The organism is Halorussus rarus, from assembly GCF_003369835.1.
Lineage (GTDB): Archaea > Halobacteriota > Halobacteria > Halobacteriales > Haladaptataceae > Halorussus > Halorussus rarus.
Window position 1 is genome coordinate 263,541 of sequence record NZ_QPMJ01000004.1, and the last position, 20,737, is coordinate 284,277.

Below are 20,737 nucleotides of genomic sequence, written 5' to 3' on the forward strand. Positions count from 1 at the left end.
CGTCCGCGTCCGGATACGTTCGGGCGGTTCGTCGACGGAACCGAGAGACGTGCGGGACGTCGGCCACGTCCGGTGATTCCGAGGCTCGTCGCTCGCAGCGGCGGCCCTCGCCGCGGTCGAAACCCTCCGTTTCCGGAGGTGACGGGGGAAGCGGTTCCGGCTAGCCGGCGCTCGGGCCCGCGGTGACGTTCGTCCAGAAGTGGGCCCGCCGATAGGCGTTCGCGCCCGTCGGGTTCGCGGGCGGGCTCCCTCTGTAGAGCAGGAACTGGACCTTGAGGTCCCGTCCCGTCATCGACGGACGGATCCGCTGGGTGCGGACGACCGTCTCGTTGGGCGCGAGCCGGGCGTCGAAGGTCCCGAGCCGCCGGGTCGCGACCACCTCGCTCGCGTTGCCGGTCGTGCGGACCCGCTGCAACCGGACCACCCCCGTGTACGCCTGGGGTTCGTTCTCGTGGTTGCCGATGCCGACGACCACCGTCTCCGTCTGGCCCCGTCGGATCTGGGTCGGGTAGCCGTCGGCGACGAGCGCGCCGGACTCGTTCTCGGTCGCGACGTAGAACTCGGTGAACGACTGGTCCTGGCCCGGGCCGGCGACCGCGTAGGCGACGCTGCCGGCGCCGACCAGCACCGAGGCGATGATGACGGCGTTCAGGACCGCGTCGAACCGGCCGCTCGGTCGGAGGAGCTCTCCCCTAGCGCGGGCCGACCAGCCGCCGTACGGGACGCGGAACCGGTCTTCGGCCGGCACGCGGCGTCGGCGGACGACCGCGACGGCCGTCAGTCCGACCGCGAGCCCGCTCACCGCGAGCAGCATCGTCCGCTGGCTCACGCCCCAGGGCGTGAAGTTGAGCGCGAACGCGAGCAGCGGCACCGTGGTCACGCTGAGCCCGAACGAGAAGACGGCCCGCTCGGCGATGTCGATGCCCGCGCCGGGCCGCGGGAACAGCGTCGCGCGCGCCTCGTCCGGGTCGTTCGCCTCGGGGAACAGGGCAGCGGTGAACGCGTACCCGGGCACCGCCAGGACGAAGAGGCTCCCGACCACCGCCCGGAGGAGCGTCCCCCGGACAACCGGCGCCTCGACCGCCACCCACGTCAGGGCCACGAGCCCGACCACGGCCGCGAGGTCCGACGGGACGGTCCGGACGCCGCGCGGCACCATCAGCCAGAGTTTCCTGGCGTCTACCATCTTGGCATCACGACCGCTAAGCTAGCTATTCATAAAAAACAGGTGGTAATTTTGAACGCGTCTGGAGTCGGAGCGAAGCGGACGGTGAGAGCGTCCAGGCGTCGAGGCGGAGTCTCAGATCAGTCCCTCGGGCAGGAACGAGACGATGCGCCGGACGACGATGACCCCGAAGCCGAGCATCCCGAGGACGACCAGCCACCGGACGCGCCGGCGCCAGGCCGGGGTGACGTTGACCGGCGCCGTCAGCTCGATCAGCCCGAGGAAGCCCACCAGCGAGGCGATGAAGAACACCTCCAGGGTCAGCCGGCCGAGCGCCGCGAGACCGAGCACGACCGCCAGCATCACGGCTATCTGGGCGTGGACGAACCGCTGGCGGCGCCGGATGGTCATCGTCGGTGCTACGGCGGCCTCCCAATAGAAAGTACCGCCCGTTCGCGGGAACCGGAGTTCCGCGAGGTCCGCCGTTCGCCCCAGAGGCGAAAGATACGAGCGATTACCGCGAGCAACAATGCGAACCATTCTATGGGCTGGTCGGCGTACCACCGTCGAGATGAGGCTGTCACGCCGAACGGGGGTCGGGGACGGAAGGGCGCGAGTCGTTGGTGTGCCGATCGGGGGGCCGCGAGCGTGACGCGACTCCCGGACGTGTCGGTGCCGCGGCTGCTGCTCGTCGGGCTGACGCTGACCGTCGTCGTCGCGATGGTCGGATACGGGAGCGTCTCGACGGCCGCGTTCGGCGCGTACAACTCCGGCTGGGACGGGACCAGCGCGCTCCGGTCGACCGCGTCCGGGACAGGCGCACAGGTCACCGTGGCCCAGGAGACCGGGGCCTACGACCGGGTTCCGGCCCGGCGGACGGTCGCCTTCGTCGTCGCGCCCACGTCGACGTACGATTCGCGGGAGATCCTCCGGCTCCGGGAGTTCGTCCGGCGGGGCGGCGTGCTCGTCGTCGCCGCCGACGACAACGAGTCGGTCAACTACCTGCTCCAGGGTCTCGGCGCGCGCGCCCGGCTCGACGGCCGACCGCTCCGGGACGCCCGGGTGAACTACCGGACGCCCGCGATGCCGATGGTCTCGCCGGGGCCCAACCAGTCGCTGGTCACGGGCGTCGACTCGGTCACGCTCAACTACGGCACCGCGGTCCGACCCCGCGGGGCGACGGTGGTGCTCAACACCTCCGAGTACGCCTACCTCGACGCCAACCGGAACGGGACCATCGACGGGGACGAGCGGCTCGCCGCCCGGCCGGTGGCGACCGTCGAGCGCATCGGCGCCGGGCGGGTCGTCGCGGTGAGCGACGCCAGCGTCTTCATCAACGCGATGCTCGACCGGTCGGGCAATCGGCAGTTCGTCCGGCAGCTCGTGGACGGCCGGAGCCGCGTGCTGGTCGACTCCTCGCACGCGGCCCGGCTCCCGCCGGTCCGGGCCGCGCTCTGGGCGGTGCAGGACTCGCCGCTGGTCCAGTTCGGGCTCGGAACGGCGCTGGTCGGCCTGGTGGGCGTGATCTCGCGGCGGTCGGGCGCGCTCGGTGCGCTCAGGCAACGGTGGGGTGACGAGTCGACCGCCGAGCCCGCCGGGGTCGACCGCGAGCAGCTGGTGGCGTACCTCGAACGCCAGCACCCCGACTGGGAGCGCGAGCGCATCGAACGGGTCGTCTCCGCGATGCGCGACGACGAGTGAGGAGAGCGCCGGCGGCGGACGCGAGTGAGGCGTGTTCCGAACGAGCGCCGACCCGGCGTTAGGGCGGAACTAACCGTTCGAGTTATTCGGCTCCGCGAGGTAGTGGCGACGATGTCCGACCCAGCCGCGCTCTACGAGGACCTCCGGGAGGAGATCCAGACCGTACTGGTGGGCAACGAGGAGGCCGTCGAGGGCCTCGCCGTCGCGCTCCTCACGAAGGGCCACGTCCTCATGGAGGGCGTTCCCGGCGTGGCCAAGACCACCATCGCCACGTCGTTCGCGAGGGCGACCGGGCTCGACTCGAACCGCATCCAGATGACGCCCGACATCCTGCCGGCCGACGTCACCGGGACCCACGTCTACCGCGAGTCGACCGGCGAGTTCGAGCTCAAGCGCGGGCCCGTCTTCGCCAACGTGGTCGTGGCCGACGAGATCAATCGGGCGACGGCGAAGACCCAGTCGGCCCTGCTCGAGGCGATGCAGGAGCGGACGGTGAGCATCGGCGGCCAGACCCTCTCGCTGCCCGAGCCGTTCTTGGTCGTGGCGACCCAGAACCCCATCGAGATGCAGGGGACCTACGACCTTCCCATCGCCCAGTACGACCGCTTCCAGCTCAAGATCGACGTCGAGATACCCGACCAGGACGCCCAGCGCGCGCTCCTCGACCGGTTCGACGACGAACCCGACCTGAGCCCCGACGACGTCTCGCAGGTCGTCGACCGCGGGGAACTGCTCGACGCCCGGGAGGTCGTCGCGGACGTGTACGTCGATTCGAGCATCAAGCAGTACCTGCTCGACGTCGCGGCCGAGACCCGCGAGAGCGCCGACACCGACCACGGCGCCTCGCCCCGGGCGACCCTGTCGTTCCTCGACGCGACGAAGGCCCGGGCCGCCATCCGGGGCCGCGACTACGTCACCCCGGACGACGTGAAGGCGCTGGCCGAGCCCATCCTCTCCCACCGGCTCTCGCTGAGCGCCGACGCCGAACTCAGCGACGTCACGTCCGACGAGGTGGTCGCCGACGTGCTGGCGTCGGTCGACGTCCCGGAGGTCTCCAACGAGTCGACGGTTCCGGAGGAGGCGACCGGGTTCGGCGACGACGCCGAGCGCGGCCAGTCCTGACGCCCGAACTCAATCAGTTCTCGTCTCCGCGGCCGGCCCGGTTTCCGTCTGCTCCTCTTCTTCTTCGGCTTCCGGTTCTCCGTCGACTTCTGTTTCCGCCTCTCCGTCCGGCTCCCCCGGTGCTCCGCCCGGCTCCACCTCATCGGACGTATCAGACTCCGTCTCCGCATCGGTCGCAGTCTCGGCGGACTCACCGCTTTCGTCGGCGTCGACCGCGGTCTCGTCCCACTCGCAGGTCACGAAGAACGCGGAGTCGCCGTCTCCCTCGGTCACGTCGACGGTCACGGGCGCGTCGAGCCCCGCGGTCAGGCCGACGCCGAACAGCGACGCGACCGGGTGATCGAACCGGTCGACCGACCCGTACGCGCTCCCGGCGACCTCGAACGCGACCCGGCCGCCGTCGGGGTCGGCGTCGGCGGTCGCGCTGGTGGCGAGCTCGAACCCCTCGACCGCGGCGTCGGCCAGCTGGTCGGCCAGAACCGCGGGGTCGTCGGCGGCGCTGTCGGTCATCGACCGCTCGAACTCCCGGAACAGCGACCCGCCGCACGGCGGCACCGCCACCCCGCGCTCGCGGCCGTCCTCGGTCGCGACGAACAGCGAGCCGAGTTCGGCGGGCGCGGGCACGTCGTACGACGAGCGCTGCGGGACGAACAGCCGGACGTTGCCGAACTCCCCGGTGGCGTCCGCGGGGGCGTACACCCGGTCGTCCTGGAGGCCCAGCTCGGCCACCAGCCGCCGGCCGGTCTCGGCGAACGCGGCGTACACCTGCTCGCCGGTCGCGGCCGCGAGCAGGCGCTCGGGCGTCAGGAAGTAGGTGAGCACCCCGCCGAAGACGCCGGTCCCGGCCAGCGCGAACAGCACCGACCGGGCGTCGGGGAAGAGGACAGCGCCCGCCGCGGCCAGCGCGCCGACGACGAACAGCCCGAGCGCGGTCCGGCGGTAGCTGGCCCGCCGGCCCTGCACGTACTCCTCGCGGAGCCGGCGGTTCTCCTCGGTCAGGAGCTCGACCTGCGCGGCGAGGTCCTCGGCCGACGCGTCGGGGTCGACGTCCGCCGTCGGCGACTCCTCGCGCTCGGACTCGCCGGCGTCGCTACTCACTCGCGACACCTCCGAGTTCGACGCGCTGGTACCGGTGGAGCGCGAACGCCGCGAGCGCCGTCGCGGCGAGCAGAGCGCCCGCGGCGACCGGGGGTCCGACCAGTCGCTCGGCGCCGGCCCACGCGGCGAGCCCGCCGACGGCGGTCCAGCCGACCGCCACGGCGACCGTCCGCCCGACGCCGACGGCGGCGGCCAGCGGGACGAACAGCAGGCCGAACAGCCCGACCTCGGCGATACCGAGCGCGACGGCCGAGGCGTCGCCGAGGAAGGCGACGACGCCGACCTGCCCCGCCGCGAAGGCGTACGTCTCGTCGAGGGCGTACCACGCGACGAGCACGGCCAGCGCCGCGACGCCGCCCCGAACGCCGGCGAAGGCGACGAATGCGCCCGCTGTGACGAGCGCGAAGACGAGGGCGACCGCCGAGGCGCGGCCGTCGCCGGCGGCGTCGGAGCGGTCGGTTCCCAGCGAGGAGAAATCGACCACGTCAACCACCCGCCTCCGCGCGCCCGCGTCGGCTCCTGCCGCGGGCCAGCAGCGACTCGAGCCGGTCGCCCGGCCCGACCTCGAACACTGACACCCGGTCGAGCCGGGCCATCTCGCGGCGGAACCGCTCGAAGTCGACGTACCGGTCGTAGGTCGACTCGACGTCGGCCGCGTCGTCGCGGTCGAACAGCACCGTCGGCGTCAGCATCGCCACCACGCGGTCGGCCCGCCTCCGGGCCAGCTTCACCGTCTCGCGGACCTCGGTCCGGTTGGTGTCGTCGGTCACGACGACCGCGGTCGTGGCGCCCCGGTCGCCCTCGAGGTACGTCCGCGCGACGCCGTAGAGCGGGTCGCCGGCGACCCGCTCGACGTACGGGTCCGGGACCGCGAAGTACGGGCCGAGCGTCTCGGCGTACGCCGACTCGTCGCCCCGGAGCGCGCGGGTCCGCCGCCGGGCGTCGGCCAGCGAGAAGTCGGGGCCGCGCTCGTCGGTCGGGTCGCCGGCGCCGGGTTCGAGCGACCAGAGGTGGTCCTCGAAGTCGTTCGCGTCGGCGCCGTCCTCGAAGGTCCGGCGGGCCACCAGCCCCTCGTCGCCGACCGCGTAGCTCCGGATGAGCTCGTCGCGGCTGCGGGCGTACTCGAAGAGCCTGAGCGCGACGCTCCGGGCGTAGTCGAACTTGGTCTCGCCGTCGGGACCGCGGGCCATCGACGGCCGGCAGTCGAGCAGCACCGCGGTGGTCCGCCGGGTCGCGGCCTCCGACTCCCTGACGTAGGGCTCGCCCAGCCTGGCGGTCGCGTTCCAGTCGATGCGCCGGAGCTGGTCGCCGGGGACGTACGCCCGGACCTCGGCGGTCTCGATGCCCTCGCCGCGCTCGTCGGTCTCGTGGTCGCCGTCCATCACCGACATCGCGTCGCCGCCTCGGCCGACGTGGGGCGTGATCGCGCCCCGGGGCGTGACCGTCACGGTCGCCTCGTCGCCGACCGGGAACGCCGCGGTGAACCGACCGGTCGGGTCGGTCGCGGTCGCGGTCGGCGGGTCGAACGCCGCGCTCCCGGTGAGCCGACATTCGACCTCGTAGGCGGTCGACGCGCTCCGGGCGCCGGCCGGCAGGTCCAGTCGCCGGTCGCCGTCGGTCGGCGACAGTCCCACCGGCGGCGACGACTCGACGTCGAGGTCGACCCGGGCGGGCGTCGACGCCTCGGCGTCGAGTTCGACCGTCGTCGTCTCACCCTGGCCGACGCGCTCGTCGGCCACCGACTGCGAGACGTCCAGAGCGGACGCCGTGGCCGAGACGTCGCGCACGAAATCGTACTGGCGAGCGAGCGCCGCGCCGCCGACGCCGGCGGCGCCGAGGACGAGCAGCGGTTCGCCGAGCAGCGCGGCCAGCGCGGCCAGCGCGGCGCAGAGTCCGACCTCACCCCAGTACCGTCGCGTTACCCCCATCGAGCCACAAGACGGGGTTCTCGTAGTTCAAGCTACTGGTAGTTGCGCCCCGAGACGACCGTGGGACGCCGTCACAGGGCCGGATGGAACGTCCAACAACGGTATTACCGAGGCGACAGTAGAGAGCCGTGTGACGGGGTGGGAGAGAGACGTCGGTACCGCGTTCGCCGTCCTGGTAGTCCTCTCGATGGCCGCGCCGACCGGCGCGGTCCTCGCGGACGTAGCCCAGCAGCCCCAGCAGCGCACAGCCGACGCGGTTCGGTCCCAGTCGACGGCGGCGGTTTCGGGTGCCACCGGTCCCGACCCGACCGTCGCGGCCGGCCGGCAGGCGCAGAACAACTCGACGACCGCGGACGGTCCGGCGACAGCGGGCGGCGCGCCGCCGGGAAGCAAGGACGCGAACGCGACCGAGACGGTCTATCACGTCGACCCGGACGAAGTCGGTGACGGCGACGCGAGCGACGTGAGCGGCTACTTGGCCCGGGAGATGGCCGAGCAGCTCTCAAGCAGCCTCAACGCCAGCCAGGGCGAGATCGACCGCGCGCGCCGGCTGGTCGGCAACGACTCGGAGTACGCCGACCTCGCGAACAAGTACCGCGAGGTCACCGGCGATTCGTCGGCCGAGGACGCCGGCCCGGCGTTCACCCGTGTCGGGCTGGTCCAGCGGTCGTTCCTCGCGAACGTGACCCGGTACCGGCAGACGCTCGACACCTATCGGACCGCCCGGAACGGGTCGAACGCCACCCGCGAGCGCGTGCTCGCCCACCGGCTGGCCGACGCGGCTCGCGACGTGAACCGGTCGGCGGACCGGCTCAACCGGTCCTATCGGAACGCGGCGGCCGAGCGCGACATCGACCTCGAATCGGCGACCGCGTCGGTCGGGGACATCCGGACGAACATCACCCGGAGCCAGCGCGAGGTTCGGGGGCAGTCGCTCGTCCGGACCGACCTCCGGCTCCGGCCGACCGACGGCGTCGCGTCGTTCACCGACCCGGTGACGCTCGCCGGCCGCCTGCGGACGGCTGACGGGTCGGCGGTCGCGAGCGAGGCGCTGCGGTTCCGGGTCGGCAACCAGACCCTCAACGCCACCACCGACCGGCGGGGTCGGTTCGAGGTCTCGTACCGGCCGACGCTGATTCCGCCGGGCGAGCGTCGGCTGGTCGTCCGGTATCGACCGGGCAACACCTCCCGGTACGCCGGGGCGACCGCGGGCGTCCGGGTCAACGTCACGCGGGTCACGCCGGACGTGACGATAACGAACCGGACGCAGGCGGTCGGCTACGGCGAGGACGTCGTGGTCAACGGCACGGTCGGCGCGGACGGCGTCGGCGCCGCGGGCGTCCCGGTGGTCGTCTCGGTCGCCGGCGCGCCGCTCAACCGGACGACGACCGGTCCGAACGGGAGCTTCGGGGTCGCCGAGGCGCTGCCCGCGAACGTGACGGCCGGCGACCGGCGGGTGTCGGTCCGTGTCCCGGCCGGGAACCGCGCGCTCGCCGGCGCGAGCGCCGCGGCCGACCTCACCGTCGAACCGAGCGACTCGTCGCTGCGCGTGACCAACTCGACGACGTTCGGGAAGTCGGTGTTCGTCTCGGGTTACCTGCGCACGTCGGGGGGCGCGCCGCTGCCGAACCAGACCGTCGTGCTCCACGTCGACGGTAAGCCGGTCGCCAGGGCGCTCACGAACGCGACCGGCGGCTACGCGACCACCGCGAACGTCTCCTCGGAACTGGCCGCCGGCGAGTCGCTGCGCGTCAACCTGACCTACGGAGCGGTCGGCACCAACCTCCGGCCGTCGCGGACGAGCGCGACCGTCCGGGTGCCGGCCGGGGGCGGGTCGATGGTCGACTCGCCGCTGCTGGTCGGCGCCGCCGGGGCGCTCGGCATCGCGGTGCTCGGGGTGTTCGCCTGGCGGTTCAGGGCGGACGACTCGGCCGGCGGCCCGGGGACCACCGACGAGGGCGAGGTCCACCCCGTGGCCAACCCCGGCCGGTCGGCCGAGGGCCTGTTCGGGGCGGCCGACGACGCGCTCGACGCCGGCGAGTTCGACGCGGCGGTGCTGGCGGCCTACGGCGGGGTCCGGCGCCGGCTCGCGACCGAGGTGGAGTCCTCGCCCGCGGACACCCACTGGGAGTTCCTCGACGACTGCCGGGCGGCCGACCTGCCGGACGACCGGATCCGGCGTCTGGAGGCGCTGACCGAGCGCGTCGACCGGGCCGCCTTCGCCTCGGAGTCGGTCGACCCCGACGAGGCGAGGGCCGCGGTCGAGACGGCGTCGGCGTTCCGGGGGGAGGCCGAGCGACCGGCCGCCACCGCCGACGATTGACAGTTCTGCCGACGGACGCACCTTTTTGGTCGCGCCGGGCGAGGCTTCCGGCATGGAGTACACGACGCTGGGCGACACCGGCATGGAGGTCAGTCGGATCTGTCTCGGATGCATGAGCTTCGGGTCGAGCGACTGGCGGCCGTGGGTGCTCGATCCCGATACGGGCGAGGAGATCATCGAGCGCGCCGTCGACCTCGGCATCAACTTCTTCGACACCGCCAACATGTACTCGAACGGCGAGAGCGAGCGCGTGCTCGGCGACGCGCTCGAGGGGCGCCGCGACGAGAGCGTGGTCGCCACGAAGTGCTACTTCCAGATGGACGACGGGAACCCCAACTCCGGGGGCCTCTCGCGGAAGGCGGTCGAGCAGGAGTTGCAGAACTCGCTGGACCGACTCGGGATGGACACCGTCGACCTCTACCAGATCCACCGGTGGGATTACGACACGCCCGTCGAAGAGACGCTGCGGGCGCTCGACGACGCGGTGCGACGCGGCCAGATACGGTACGCCGGCGCCTCCTCGATGTGGGCCCACCAGTTCGCCGAGGCGCTCCACGCCGGCGACCGGCTCGGTCTGGAACGCTTCCAGACGATGCAGAACCACTACAACCTGGTGTACCGCGAGGAGGAGCGCGAGATGCTGCCGCTCTGCGAGAAGGAGAACGTCGGCGTAATCCCGTGGAGTCCGCTGGCCCGCGGATACCTCACCCGGCCCCACGAGGAGATCGACGCGACGACCCGCGGGGAGTCCGAGGAGAACATGTACGAGCACCCGTACCGCGAGGGCGGCGGGAAGGAGATAAACGAACGCGTCCAGGAGCTCGCGGCCGACAAGGGCGTCACGATGGCCCAGATCGCGCTGTCGTGGCTGCTCCACAAGGACTGGGTCGACGCCCCCATCGTCGGCACCACCAGCGTCGAGCACCTCGAAGATGCGGTCGAGGCGCTCGACATCGACCTCTCGGCCAGCGACGTCGCCTACCTCGAAGAGCCCTACGAGCCCGTCCCGGTGTCGGGCCACGACTGAACCGCCGGCGGGCGCCACGGCCGGGAGCGAAGTAAGCCGGATCACCGCCCGAACCGTTCGGGGTCGTAACATTTTCTCGTCGTCCCTGCAAGAACACCTACGTACGTCCGCGGCGTGGGACTTCGCATCCGATGAGCGTACTGGTCGACTTCTCGATAGACAGCGGGGACTTCCTGCTCGGCAACGTCCTGCGGGGCCCCGAGGAGATGCACTTCGAACTCGAGCGCATCGTCCCGACCGGCGACGCGGTCATGCCGTTCGTCTGGGCGACCGGCGGGGACTTCGAGGCGTTCGAGGCGAACGTCAAGCGGAGCGAGCGCGTCCGGGAGCTCCGGGCGCTCGACAAGGTCGGGGAGCGCGCGCTCTACCGCATCGTCTGGGAGGAACCGCACGCGGGGCTCATCGAGGTGCTCGGCGAGACAGAGGCGACCATCCTGGAGGCGCGGGGCGACGGCGCCGTGTGGCGGTTCCGGCTCCGGTTCTCCGACCACGACAAGCTGTCGACGTTCTACAATCGGTGCACGGAGAACGACTTCCCGGTCCACATCGACCGGACCTATACCCTGAGCGAGGACATCGACGGCGGCCACCGGCTGGGGCTGTCCGCCGAGCAGCGCGAGGCCCTAGTGCTCGCGCTCGAGCGGGGCTACTTCGACACCCCGAGCGGGGCGAGCCTGAGCGTCCTCTCGGACGAACTCGACATCAGCCAGCAGTCGCTCTCGGACCGCATCCGCCGGGGCAACGAGCAGGTGCTCCGGTCGGTCCTGCTGTCGTCGGCCGCGGACTTCGACTGACGCTGCCACATAAAGGGGCTGTTGTGACAGGAAGAATCGGTTTGCCCCAGCGTTACGGAGAGTGTCGACAGAACCGTGACCTCTCCAGACCCGGCCGACGACCGCGCCAGCGACCGAGTCGACGCTCACCTCGGACTGCTCGCCGCGCCGACGTGTCGGTACGCCCTCTACTACTTCGAGCGCGCGCCCGACGCGGCGGCGTCGCCGACAGACATCGCGGACTGGGCGGCCGCGACCGACGGCCTCGCGCCCGACGTCTCGCGGGACCGGCTCGCCGTCCGACTCCACCACGCCGCGCTCCCGAAGCTCGACCGGAGCGGGGTCGTGACGTACGACGCCGCCGCCCGGGCCGCCGAGTACTGCGCCGGTTCGGAGCTCGAATCCCTCGTCGAGCTCGCGGCCGAGCGGGAGGGCGCGTGAGTGTGGCTTCGCACCGCCCGGTGTCAGAGTTCCCCTCCGCGAACCAGCCGCCGCACTCCCGACCATGCCCCTCCCGCTGCTGATGTGTCGGTCGTGCGGGTACTTCGTCCCGGCTGTCGAAGCCGACGGGGGCCTGCGACCGCTCCGGGAGGTGTGTCCGCAGTGCGACGCGACCGACTTCGTGGACTTCCGCGACGACTGAGCGCGCCGGGTCGCGGTCCGATCCGGTGCCCCGCTCCGGCGCAACCCTGATGGGAGCGCCGTCCGAACCCCGGAGGTATGACAGTCCTCCCCGACCGGTTCGACCGCGGCGACCTGTCCCGACTCGCGGCCTCGGTGCCGACCGAGGGCGACCGGGACGACATCGGCGTCGAAGCGCCGTACGCCGGCGAGCGCGTCGGCGCGGTTCCCGCCGGCACGGCCGCCGACGTCCGGGCCGCCGTCGGGCGCGCCCGCGACGCTCGGCAGACCTGGGCCGACCGCGGCGTCGAGGAGCGCGCGGCCGCGGTTCGGCGGTTCCACGACCTCGTGCTCGACCGCCGCGCCGAACTGCTCGACCTGGCGCAGCTCGAGAGCGGGAAGGCCCGCATCGACGCCTTCGAGGAGGTGCTCGACGTCGCGACCACCGCCCGCCACTACGCCCACCGCGCGGCCGACTACCTCGCGCCCGAGCGCCGGAAGGGCGCGCTCCCCCTGCTCACCCGGACCACGGTCCACCGCGAGCCGGTCGGCGTGGTCGGCGTCATCTCGCCCTGGAACTACCCTCTCACGCTCGCCGTTTCGGACGCGCTCCCCGCGCTGCTGGCGGGCAACGCCGTCGTCTGCAAGCCCGCCAGCGAGACGCCGTTCACCGCGCTGCTGCTCCGGGACCTGCTCCGGGAGGCGGGCGTCCCCGACGACGTCTTCCAGGTCGTGACCGGCCGCGGGAGCGAGGCGGGCGGCGCCGTCGTCGAGGAGACCGACTACGTCTGCTTCACCGGGAGCACCGAGACCGGACGCGAAGTCGCGAAACGGGCGGGCGCGAACCTGACCGACTGCTCGCTCGAACTCGGCGGCAAGAACCCGATGGTGGTGCTCGGCGACGCCGACCTCGACCGTGCGGTCGACAGCGCGATACGGGGCTGCTTCACGAACGCCGGACAGCTCTGCATCTCGTTCGAGCGCCTGTACGTCCAGCGCGGGGTCTACGACGCGTTCCTCGACCGGTTCGTCCGGCGGACCCGCGGGCTCGACCTGCGGGGGAGCTACGACTACGGCCCGGACGTGGGGTCGCTCGTCGGCCCGGACCAGCTGGAGACCGTCGAGCGCCACGTCGACGACGCCGTCGAGAAGGGCGCCGAGGTGGTGTCGGGCGGGCGCGCCCGACCCGACCGCGGCCCGTACTTCTTCGAGCCGACCATCCTGACCGGCGTCGGCGAGGGGATGGTCGCGGCCCGCGAGGAGACGTTCGGTCCGGTCGTGGCGGTCGAACCGTTCGACGACCCGGCCGAGGCGGTCGAGAGGGCCAACGACTCCGAGTACGGCCTGAACGCGAGCGTCTGGACCGAAGACGCCGCGAGAGGCCGCGAGATCGCCAGCCGAATCGACTGCGGCACGGTCAACGTCAACGACGCCTACGCCGCGGCGTGGGCCTCGGTCGACGCCCCGATGGGCGGGATGAAGGACTCCGGACTCGGCCGTCGTCACGGCGAGGAGGGGTTCTACAAGTACACCGAGTCCCGGACGGTCGCCGAGCAGCGCGGCGCTCCCATCGCGCCGCCCGGGGGCGTGCCGGACTCGTGGTACGCCAAGGGGATGTCGCTGGTCCTCCGCGCGATGGACCGGATTCCGGGGGTCCGGTGATGGCCGACGACGCCGATTCCGCGGCCTCCGCCTCGTCGGTCCCCAACGTCCGCGACTCGTCGGTCTTCCTCACGGGGTTCCCGGGTTTCCTGGGGTCGGAACTGGTCGCGCGCCTGCTCGACAGGTACCCCGAAGACGTGCCGATCCGGTGCCTGGTCCAGCCGAAGTACCGCGACCTCGCCGAGAAGCGCGCGAGAGGAATCGAGCGACCGGGCGACGAGGGGGATGCGGGCCGCATCGAACTCCACGACGGCGACATCACCGAGTCGGACCTCGGTCTCGGCGACGACTACGACGACCTCCAGCGCGACGCCGTGGAAGTCTATCACCTCGCCGCCGCGTACGACCTCGGGGTCTCCCGGGAGGTGGGGACGGCGGTCAACGTCGAGGGCACCCGCAACGTCCTCGACTTCGCCGAGGGCTCGCCCGACCTCCGGCGGTTCCAGTACGTCAGCACCTGCTACGTCAGCGGGCGCCACGACGGCGTCTTCACCCACCGGGACCTCGACGTGGGCCAGTCGTTCAACAACCACTACGAGGAGACCAAGTTCCGCGCCGAGGTCGAGGTCCAGGAGCGGATGGCCGAGGGCCTGCCGGCGACCGTCTACCGACCGGCCATCGCGGTCGGCGACAGCGAGACCGGCCGGACCCAGAAGTACGACGGACCGTACTACCTCCTGACCCTGCTCCGGCGCCAGGCCGACCTCCTGCCGGGCGTCGGCGACCGCGTCGGGGTCGTGCCGACGTTCGGCGACCCGCGCGACTACGAGGTCAACGTCGTCCCGCGGGACTTCGTGGTCGACGCCATCGACCACCTGAGCGCCCGCGAGGACTCGGAGGGCGAGGTGTACCAGCTCTGCGACCCGAGCCCGCCAACCGTCGCCGAGCTGCTCCGGGCGTTCGAGCGCGCCACCGACAGGCGCATCCTCCGGGTGCCCCTACCCGAGGACGCCGTCGGCGTCGCCCGCCGGTCGCTGGAGGCCGCCCCGGCCCTCGCGGACGCGCTCGGCGTCGAGCCCGCGGTGCTGGACTACTTCGTCCACCCTACGAGCTACACGAGCCAGAACGCGATCCGCGACCTGCGCGGCAGCGGCGTGGCGTGTCCGCCGTTCGGGAGCTACGTCGAGGCGCTGGTGAGATTCGCGCGCCGGCACCCGGACGTCTCGTCGGACGCGATGGTCTGAGTGACGTCGCAGTCGTCGAGCGGCAGTCCCGCGTTCGCCTCACTCGTCGGCGACCGTCTCGACGCCGGTGAACTCGAAGCGGGCGCCGCCCTCGTCGCTCTCGACGATGGCGAACCCCCAACCGTAGGCGTCGGCGAGCTCCGCGACGAACGTCAGGCCGAGGCCGATGCCGTCCTCGTCCGTGGTGTACCCCGCCTCGACGACCTGCTCGCGGTCGGGCACGGGGATGCCCGACCCCGTGTCCTCGACGAAGAAACCGCCGTCGAGGGGGCCGACTCGGACCGTTATGGGTTCGTCCGCGGCGTCCCCGCGAGCCTGCGAGCGAGGGCTCGTGGAGCCGTGCTCCACGGCGTTGCGAAAGAGATTCTCGAGCAGCTGCTGGAGGTGGGTCGGATTGACCCGGAACCGCCGGGACGTCGACAGGTCGAACTCCGCGCAGCCGGTCTCGGTGTTGGCCCACGCGTCGGCGGCGACCTCGGCCAGCGCCACCGTCTCGCGGCACTCGATCTCGTCGTCGCCCTGCGCGAGCATCAGCAGCACCTCGATGATCTCGTCGATCTGTTCGAGCGACTCCGCGATGCGGTCGACCGACGTCCCTTCGTCGTCGTCGACGAAGTCGAGGTATATCTGGGCCACCTGGAGCGGATTGCGGATCTCGTGGGCCAGCATGCTGGCGAACCGCTGGAGCCGCTCGTTCTGTCTCTCGAGTTCGTCCTCGACCGCCTTCCGGTCGGAGATGTCCCGGAACGTGCCGACGAAGTAGTGCTCGCCGTCGTGGGTGAACTCGTTGAGCGAGATGGCGAGCGGCACCTCGTGGCCGTCCCGGTGCTGGCCCGGGAGCTCGACGTAGGTCCAGTCGATGTGCTTCTCGCTGGTCTCGAGGTAGCGCTGGAGCGCCTCGGCGTGGACCTCCCGCAGCCGCTCGGGGATGATTCGCATCTTCGACCCGCCCACCAGCTCCTCGGGTGCGTAGCCGAGGATGCGCTCGACCGCGGGGTTGGCGTACCGGATGACGCTGTCGTCGTCGAGCATGATGATGCCGTCGGCCGACGCTTCGGCGAGCGCGTCGAACGCCTGGCGGCGCTCCCCGACGTCGCGGATCTCGGCTGCGGCGCCGGCGTCCTCGACCTCCCGGACCACGCCGAGCGTCCCCAGGAACTCGCCGCCGTCGGTGACCTTCCGGACGCGGACCTCGCACGCGACCGCGTCGCCTGCCGCCGTGAAGACGGGGAGGGCGAGGTCGACGCGCTCGCGGCTCCCGGCCAGCAGTTGCTCGCGGATCGCGGTCTCGACCCGGACGACGTCCTCGGCGTCGAGGAATCCGCCGAGGCTGCCGCCGCGCAACGCGTCGCCGTCGTACCCCGTGAGGGCGGTCAGCGCGTCGTTCGCCGCCGCGACGTCGCCGTCGGGGGCGAGGAGGAAGGCGCCGTACCCCACGGCGTCGAGCAGCGCCGCGCTCGGGAAGCGGTCTGCGGCCCGCGCCGCGCCGGTCCCGGACCCCTCCGCGCGTTCGGATGACTTCCCCATCGGAACAACGTTGTCGGCTCACCGTAATAAGGTCGTGGGCGTCGTGTAGGAAAAGTAAACTGCGGGAGGCGGTCGGCTCGCCGTCGCTACGGCTCGGTGTCGGCCGTATCGGCGGCGTCGGCCGCATCGACGTCATCGCGCAGCAGTTCCGGTTTGCCGAGGGGTAGCGTCCCGAACAGGGCGTAGTGAACGCCGAATCCCACGGCCAGCAGACCGATCAGCGCGAACAGACCGCGTCGGAGGGTGGAAGCCATGGGCGAACGTACGGACGGCGGACGGATGAGGCCACCGGTCCGCGACCGGCCGTCGACGGAACCACTTTGTCACTCACTGCCGTACCCCCGCGCATGTCCGACGACAGAACTCACCTCAGGACCGCGGCCGACGAACTCGACGAACTGGCCGGAACCGTCTCGAACGAGGACGCCGCCGACCGCCTCGACGGGCTCGCCGACCGGCTCACGTCGATGGCGGACGCAGACCGCGGCCCCGACCACGGCAGCCTCGACCGCCTGACGCACAACCTGCGGGAGGTGCGCGAGGACCTCGACGACGAGGCGGCCGAGACCGTCGACGCTGCGCTCGGTCGCGTCAGGGAGTACCGCGAGACCGTCGAGGGCGTCTAAGCACGGCCCCTCAGTCCGCGGTCGTCGCCTCGCGCTCGCGGACCGGCCGGAGCTCCGCGCTGAAGTGGCGGAGCTCGGCCATCTCGGGCTCGTCGACGATCTCGAGCCCCGAGATTCCGCCGGCGTCGCGGCGGTCGGCCACCTTCTCGAACGTCTCGGCGACGTGTTCGAGGTGGTCGGCGCCGTAGGTCCGGCGGGGCAGCGAGAGCCGGACCAGTTCGGGCCGGTCGGTCTCGGGGAACGCGAAGCTTCCGAGTTCGACCCCGCGGACCGCGCCCTCGCGGTAGAGCTCGCAGACCAGCGCCTGCCCGGGGAACCGGTCGGCGGGAATCTCCTGGAGGAAAGCGGCGGCGTCGACGTACACCGCGTGGCCGCCGGTCGGTCGCTGGACCGGCACGCCGCGGTCGGCCAGCAGGTCGCCGAGCCGCCGGACCTGCTCGACCCGGTCTCGGATGTACCGCTCCTCGACCGCCTCGCGCAGACCGACCGCCATGGCTTCGAGGTCGCGGCCCGCCATCCCGCCGTAGGTGGTGAACCCCTCGTAGAGGATTCCCCGCTCGCGGGCCTTCGCGTGGAGGTCATCGAAGGCGGGGTCGTCGCTGATTCCGACGAAGCCGCCGACGTTGACCAGCCCGTCCTTCTTCCCGCTCATGACCACGGCGTCGGCGTACGAGAGCTGCTCGCGGGCGACCTCGGCGACCGACGCGTCGGCGAACTCGTCCTCGCGCTCCCGGACGAAGTAGGCGTTCTCGGCGAACCGGCAGGCGTCGATCACGAAGACGGCGTCGAGTTCGTCGGCGACCTCGCGGGCCGCCCGGACGTTCTCGACGCTGACGGGCTGGCCCGCCAGGGAGTTGTTCGTGACGGTCAGCAGGACCGCGGGGACGTTCTCCGGGCCCACCTCGTCGGCGAGGTCCCGGACCGCCTCGACGTCGAGGTCGCCCGCGAACGGCCGGTCGTCGTCGAGCGCGCCCTCGCGGGGGCAGTCGACCGGTTCGCCGCCGTTGTTCGCGATGTGGGCCCGGGTCGTGTCGAAGTGGGTGTTGTTCGGGACGTAGTCGCCGTCCTCGACCAGCGCGCCGTAGAGGACGTTCTCGGCACCACGGCCCTGGTGGGCCGGGATGATGCGCTCGAAGCCCATCACGTCGGCGACCGCGCCCTGAAGCCGGTCGAAGCTCTCGCTGCCGGCGTAGGCCTCGTCGCCGGTCAGCATGGCGGCCCACTGGTCCTCGCTCATCGTGCCGGTTCCGCTATCTGTCAGCAGATCCACGAACACGGACTCGGAGTCGAGATTGAACACGTTGTAGCCCGCCCGCTCCAGGTTCGCCTCGCGCTCGTCGCGGTCGGGGAGCCGGATCGGCGAGACCATCTTCGACTTGTACGCTCGCATGTCCGGGAGGTGGGCGCCCGGGAACGTATTGCTTGCGCGACAGTTCTGGACGGGAGCGGTCGGCGACGGCGGCCGGTCGCCGAATCTGGTCACTCGTGGACGCGGCTGTCGGTGGTCGGCGTTCGAACGAACTGAACATTCGTTAACCGGTTCGTTTACGTTTACGTAAACGCTTACCGATTTCGGGTTTGAATTTATCACCGTCGTCGCGTTCGCCCGACAGACCTAAGCCTACCGTTCTACTGTCACCAGTTAACGTGCCCGACGACACCTCAGACGGGGGTGACGAGGAGACGCCGGCGCCGTTCGACGCCGACTCCGCCGAGGGTTCGGGGCGACCCATCGGCGACCTCTTCGAGACCGTGTCGGACCGGCGCGCCCGGTACGTCCTCGCGCACCTCGAATCGCTCTCGGTGGACGTGGTCGACCTCGAAGACGTCGCGGAGTACGTCGCGCAGCGCGAGCGAGCGGCCGAGCGGGAAACCGAGTCGAACCCCAGTGACGACAGCGTCGGTCAAGGGTCGGGAGACGACGCCGGCTCGGGGGTCGACGTCGAGCGGCACTGCCACCGCGTCGCGGTCGCGCTCCACCACAACCACCTCCCCAAGCTCGACGCCGTCGCGGTTCTCGACTACGACCCGCGGTCGCGGACCCTCCGGTACTGGGGCGACGTCCGGGTGGCCACGGTGCTCGACCTTCTCGAAGCGTCGGAGAACCGCTGACGCGTCCAGCCCGCACCGAGGGGATAAAATCGAGCGGTGAAGCCGGTAAGTATATGCGGGTCCGGGTCCAATCCGCCACCCGTCACGAGGGACCGAACGGTCCAGACCGCGAGGGGCCCGGGGAGGGAGTGTCCGGTTCCGCACTGCGTTCTACCGGGGCCGAGTACCGAAGCATGAGAGACACCGACGAATCCCGAGACGACGCCGACCGGCGCACGGAGCGACGCCACGTCCGTTACGACCCGGACGCCACCGATCGACCGAGCGAACTGCTCGTCAGGGCGGTCGCCGACGCCGCCGGCGTGGACCCCCTCGAGCTCGACCCGCTGTTCCGAACGGTCGACCCCGACGTACTCGACGAGTTCGTCGCCGCGGGCGCGCTCCCCGACGTGGACGGCCAGGTCTCGTTCACGTACGAGGGGTACCGCGTGACGGTCCACCCGAGCGGCCTCTTCGGCCTCGAACCCGCCGAGTGAGGCGCCGACCGGAGTTCGACGCGGGGGGGTCGCCGCCCGCGCCATCGGTCACCCGCTCCGCAGTGCTGCCCCGAACCCACGACTGAATACTCCCGCGACCGACCGGTCGGGCATGGACGTGAACCGCGACCGACTTCGCGAGGACATCGAGCGAAACGCCGCGTTCGGTGAGATCGAGACCGACACCGGCCGGGGTCGCACCGTACTGACCGGCACAGCGGCGAACCGACGGGCCCGCGAGTACCTCGTCGAGCGACTGGACGACGCCGGACTCGACGTGCGAACCGATGCGGTGGGTAACGTTGCGGGCCGGTGGACCCCCAAGAGCGCCGACCCCGACGCCGCCCCGGTCGCGGCCGGAAGTCACCTGGACTCCGTGCCGGAGGGCGGCATCTTCGACGGGCCGCTCGGCGTCTACGCCGCTCTCGAAGCGGTCCGGACCGTGCAGGACGCCGGCGTCGACCCGGCCCGACCGGTCGAGGTCGTCTCGTTCACCGAGGAGGAGGGCCAGCGGTTCGCCTCGGGACTGCTCGGGTCGTCGGTGGCGGCGGGCGAGCGGTCGGTCGATGACGCCCTCGCGCTGGAATCCCCCGACGGAACGACGCTCGGTGACGCGCTCGACGAAATCGGATTCCGGGGAGAGGGTCGCCTCGACGCCGGCGCGTGGGACGCGTGGCTCGAACTCCACGTCGAGCAGAGCGAGCGCCTGGAGGCGGCGGACGTCCCGGTCGGCGTCGTCACCGCGATCACGGGCATCACCCACTGCGAGGCGTCGATCCGCGGCGAGGCCGACCACGCCGGCGCGACCCCGATGGGCGACCGGACCGACGCCCTCGCGGCGGCGAGCGAGTTCGTCCTCGACGTCGAGCGGGCCGCCACCGAGGTCGTCGCCGCGGGGAGCGACACCGCGGTCGGCACCGTCGGCAGCCTCGACGTCTCCCCGAACGCGACAAACGTCGTGCCCGGTGCGGTCGAGGCCGGGGTCGACATCCGCGACGTCGACCGCGACGCGATGGAGGAACTCGTCCGGCGGGCGCGTCGGAGTCTCGCCCGACTGGAACGCGAGCGGGGGGTCGAGACCGAGTTCCGACGACCCTTCGACCTTCACCCCACGCCCATGAGCGAGCGAGTGCAGGGCGCCGCCAAGAAGGCAGCCGCGGCAGCCGGCATCGAGACGCTGGACCTCCACTCCGGTGCGGCCCACGACACGATGCACGTCGCCGGAGTCACCGACGCCGGGCTGCTGTTCGCACCCTCCCGGGACGGCGTCTCGCACAACCCCCGGGAGTGGACCGACTGGGAGGACTGCGCGACCGCGACCCGGGTGCTGGCGGGGGCGCTGGCGGACCTGGCGGGTGCGTAGGAGACTCTGACTCGAAGTGGGTTACCGGG

The 20,737-nt window shown here is 71.8% G+C and carries 21 protein-coding genes; 13 read left to right on the forward strand and 8 right to left on the reverse strand.

All coding sequences use genetic code 11. The features are described from left to right. Positions 1 to 160 precede the first annotated feature (160 nt). Together DVR07_RS19900 and DVR07_RS19905 are read right to left on the reverse strand one after the other, a co-directional pair. Positions 161 to 1,186 (reverse strand): DUF1616 domain-containing protein, encoded by a 1,026-nt coding sequence (locus DVR07_RS19900; RefSeq protein WP_115799063.1) that lies wholly within the window; start codon positions 1,184 to 1,186, stop codon positions 161 to 163. 114 nt (positions 1,187 to 1,300) lie between these two features. Continuing rightward, positions 1,301 to 1,576, reverse strand: coding sequence for a hypothetical protein (locus DVR07_RS19905; RefSeq protein ID WP_115799064.1), 276 nt, complete (start codon positions 1,574 to 1,576; stop codon positions 1,301 to 1,303). Positions 1,577 to 1,813: 237 nt separating this feature from the next. Between DVR07_RS19905 and DVR07_RS19910 the strand changes: the two genes are divergently transcribed. Continuing rightward, positions 1,814 to 2,866, forward strand: a complete 1,053-nt coding sequence (locus DVR07_RS19910; protein WP_162829648.1) for a DUF4350 domain-containing protein — start codon at positions 1,814 to 1,816, stop codon at positions 2,864 to 2,866. A 111-nt stretch (positions 2,867 to 2,977) separates the two neighbouring features. Beyond that, the gene (locus DVR07_RS19915; RefSeq protein ID WP_115799066.1) at positions 2,978 to 3,988 is read left to right on the forward strand and encodes an AAA family ATPase; all 1,011 of its coding nucleotides are present in this window, start codon (positions 2,978 to 2,980) and stop codon (positions 3,986 to 3,988) included. Positions 3,989 to 3,997: 9 nt separating this feature from the next. On the opposite strand, the gene DVR07_RS19920 is transcribed toward DVR07_RS19915, so the two are convergent. Genes DVR07_RS19920 through DVR07_RS19930 form a run of 3 tightly spaced genes read right to left on the reverse strand, consistent with a single transcriptional unit; the run spans position 3,998 to position 7,014 of the window. Next, positions 3,998 to 5,086 (reverse strand): hypothetical protein, encoded by a 1,089-nt coding sequence (locus DVR07_RS19920; RefSeq protein ID WP_240147637.1) that lies wholly within the window; start codon positions 5,084 to 5,086, stop codon positions 3,998 to 4,000. Beyond that, a complete protein-coding gene (locus tag DVR07_RS19925) occupies positions 5,079 to 5,570 on the reverse strand; it encodes a hypothetical protein (protein ID WP_115799067.1) in 492 nt (163 codons plus the stop codon). Before DVR07_RS19925 ends, DVR07_RS19920 begins: the two co-directional genes overlap by 8 nt. Position 5,571: 1 nt before the next feature. Then, positions 5,572 to 7,014, reverse strand: coding sequence for a DUF58 domain-containing protein (locus DVR07_RS19930; protein WP_115799068.1), 1,443 nt, complete (start codon positions 7,012 to 7,014; stop codon positions 5,572 to 5,574). A gap of 130 nt (positions 7,015 to 7,144) precedes the next feature. On the opposite strand from DVR07_RS19930, the gene DVR07_RS19935 reads away from it, so the two are divergent. The 7 genes from DVR07_RS19935 (at position 7,145) to DVR07_RS19960 (ending at position 14,604) form a co-directional block, all read left to right on the forward strand. After that, positions 7,145 to 9,337: a hypothetical protein gene (locus tag DVR07_RS19935; RefSeq protein ID WP_115799069.1), complete on the forward strand. Its 2,193-nt coding sequence runs from the start codon at positions 7,145 to 7,147 to the stop codon at positions 9,335 to 9,337. Positions 9,338 to 9,389: 52 nt separating this feature from the next. Continuing rightward, entirely contained in the window at positions 9,390 to 10,364 is a 975-nt protein-coding gene (locus DVR07_RS19940) for an aldo/keto reductase (RefSeq protein ID WP_115799070.1), read from the forward strand. Between the two features lie 131 nt (positions 10,365 to 10,495). Next, positions 10,496 to 11,158 carry a helix-turn-helix domain-containing protein gene (locus tag DVR07_RS19945; RefSeq protein ID WP_115799071.1) on the forward strand — a complete coding sequence of 221 codons (663 nt, stop codon included), beginning with the start codon at positions 10,496 to 10,498 and terminating at the stop codon, positions 11,156 to 11,158. 75 nt (positions 11,159 to 11,233) lie between these two features. Then, the gene (locus tag DVR07_RS19950) at positions 11,234 to 11,578 is read left to right on the forward strand and encodes a DUF7344 domain-containing protein (RefSeq protein ID WP_115799072.1); all 345 of its coding nucleotides are present in this window, start codon (positions 11,234 to 11,236) and stop codon (positions 11,576 to 11,578) included. Positions 11,579 to 11,642: 64 nt separating this feature from the next. After that, entirely contained in the window at positions 11,643 to 11,780 is a 138-nt protein-coding gene (locus DVR07_RS21890; protein ID WP_162829649.1) for a hypothetical protein, read from the forward strand. Positions 11,781 to 11,857: 77 nt separating this feature from the next. Further along, positions 11,858 to 13,420, forward strand: coding sequence for a succinic semialdehyde dehydrogenase (locus DVR07_RS19955; protein ID WP_115799073.1), 1,563 nt, complete (start codon positions 11,858 to 11,860; stop codon positions 13,418 to 13,420). Next, the gene (locus tag DVR07_RS19960) at positions 13,420 to 14,604 is read left to right on the forward strand and encodes an SDR family oxidoreductase (RefSeq protein ID WP_115799074.1); all 1,185 of its coding nucleotides are present in this window, start codon (positions 13,420 to 13,422) and stop codon (positions 14,602 to 14,604) included. Before DVR07_RS19955 ends, DVR07_RS19960 begins: the two co-directional genes overlap by 1 nt. A 39-nt stretch (positions 14,605 to 14,643) precedes the next feature. Here DVR07_RS19960 and DVR07_RS19965 read toward each other — a convergent pair whose 3' ends face one another. Together DVR07_RS19965 and DVR07_RS22255 are read right to left on the reverse strand one after the other, a co-directional pair. Next, positions 14,644 to 16,131, reverse strand: coding sequence for a PAS domain S-box protein (locus DVR07_RS19965; RefSeq protein WP_115799075.1), 1,488 nt, complete (start codon positions 16,129 to 16,131; stop codon positions 14,644 to 14,646). Positions 16,132 to 16,217: 86 nt separating this feature from the next. Continuing rightward, positions 16,218 to 16,385: a hypothetical protein gene (locus DVR07_RS22255; protein WP_165881776.1), complete on the reverse strand. Its 168-nt coding sequence runs from the start codon at positions 16,383 to 16,385 to the stop codon at positions 16,218 to 16,220. 93 nt (positions 16,386 to 16,478) lie between these two features. Between DVR07_RS22255 and DVR07_RS19970 the strand changes: the two genes are divergently transcribed. Continuing rightward, positions 16,479 to 16,757 carry a DUF7553 family protein gene (locus tag DVR07_RS19970; RefSeq protein ID WP_115799076.1) on the forward strand — a complete coding sequence of 93 codons (279 nt, stop codon included), beginning with the start codon at positions 16,479 to 16,481 and terminating at the stop codon, positions 16,755 to 16,757. Between the two features lie 10 nt (positions 16,758 to 16,767). Here the strand turns inward: DVR07_RS19970 and DVR07_RS19975 are convergent, their stop codons facing one another. Next, complete coding sequence (locus DVR07_RS19975; protein ID WP_115799077.1) at positions 16,768 to 18,147, reverse strand: tryptophanase; 1,380 nt, start codon at positions 18,145 to 18,147, stop codon at positions 16,768 to 16,770. Between the two features lie 257 nt (positions 18,148 to 18,404). Between DVR07_RS19975 and DVR07_RS19980 the strand changes: the two genes are divergently transcribed. From DVR07_RS19980 to DVR07_RS19990, 3 genes are all read left to right on the forward strand, one after another. Continuing rightward, positions 18,405 to 18,869 carry a DUF7344 domain-containing protein gene (locus tag DVR07_RS19980; protein WP_115799078.1) on the forward strand — a complete coding sequence of 155 codons (465 nt, stop codon included), beginning with the start codon at positions 18,405 to 18,407 and terminating at the stop codon, positions 18,867 to 18,869. Positions 18,870 to 19,042: 173 nt separating this feature from the next. Next, positions 19,043 to 19,345, forward strand: coding sequence for a HalOD1 output domain-containing protein (locus DVR07_RS19985; protein WP_115799079.1), 303 nt, complete (start codon positions 19,043 to 19,045; stop codon positions 19,343 to 19,345). A 112-nt stretch (positions 19,346 to 19,457) separates the two neighbouring features. Beyond that, entirely contained in the window at positions 19,458 to 20,708 is a 1,251-nt protein-coding gene (locus DVR07_RS19990; RefSeq protein ID WP_115799080.1) for a Zn-dependent hydrolase, read from the forward strand. Positions 20,709 to 20,737 lie beyond the last annotated feature (29 nt).

Bases quoted from the DNA above. Each gene is read 5' to 3' on its own strand.
- DVR07_RS21890 (WP_162829649.1), top strand. From the start codon at position 11,643: ATGCCCCTCCCGCTGCTGATGTGTCGGTCGTGCGGGTACTTCGTCCCG.
- DVR07_RS19905 (WP_115799064.1), bottom strand. From the start codon at position 1,576: ATGACCATCCGGCGCCGCCAGCGGTTCGTCCACGCCCAGATAGCCGTG.
- DVR07_RS19965 (WP_115799075.1), bottom strand. From the start codon at position 16,131: ATGGGGAAGTCATCCGAACGCGCGGAGGGGTCCGGGACCGGCGCGGCG.
- DVR07_RS19955 (WP_115799073.1), top strand. From the start codon at position 11,858: ATGACAGTCCTCCCCGACCGGTTCGACCGCGGCGACCTGTCCCGACTC.
- DVR07_RS19915 (WP_115799066.1), top strand. From the start codon at position 2,978: ATGTCCGACCCAGCCGCGCTCTACGAGGACCTCCGGGAGGAGATCCAG.
- DVR07_RS19975 (WP_115799077.1), bottom strand. From the start codon at position 18,147: ATGCGAGCGTACAAGTCGAAGATGGTCTCGCCGATCCGGCTCCCCGAC.
- DVR07_RS19990 (WP_115799080.1), top strand. From the start codon at position 19,458: ATGGACGTGAACCGCGACCGACTTCGCGAGGACATCGAGCGAAACGCC.
- DVR07_RS19945 (WP_115799071.1), top strand. From the start codon at position 10,496: ATGAGCGTACTGGTCGACTTCTCGATAGACAGCGGGGACTTCCTGCTC.
- DVR07_RS19940 (WP_115799070.1), top strand. From the start codon at position 9,390: ATGGAGTACACGACGCTGGGCGACACCGGCATGGAGGTCAGTCGGATC.
- DVR07_RS19985 (WP_115799079.1), top strand. From the start codon at position 19,043: ATGAGAGACACCGACGAATCCCGAGACGACGCCGACCGGCGCACGGAG.
- DVR07_RS19930 (WP_115799068.1), bottom strand. From the start codon at position 7,014: ATGGGGGTAACGCGACGGTACTGGGGTGAGGTCGGACTCTGCGCCGCG.
- DVR07_RS19900 (WP_115799063.1), bottom strand. From the start codon at position 1,186: ATGGTAGACGCCAGGAAACTCTGGCTGATGGTGCCGCGCGGCGTCCGG.
- DVR07_RS22255 (WP_165881776.1), bottom strand. From the start codon at position 16,385: ATGGCTTCCACCCTCCGACGCGGTCTGTTCGCGCTGATCGGTCTGCTG.
- DVR07_RS19960 (WP_115799074.1), top strand. From the start codon at position 13,420: ATGGCCGACGACGCCGATTCCGCGGCCTCCGCCTCGTCGGTCCCCAAC.
- DVR07_RS19970 (WP_115799076.1), top strand. From the start codon at position 16,479: ATGTCCGACGACAGAACTCACCTCAGGACCGCGGCCGACGAACTCGAC.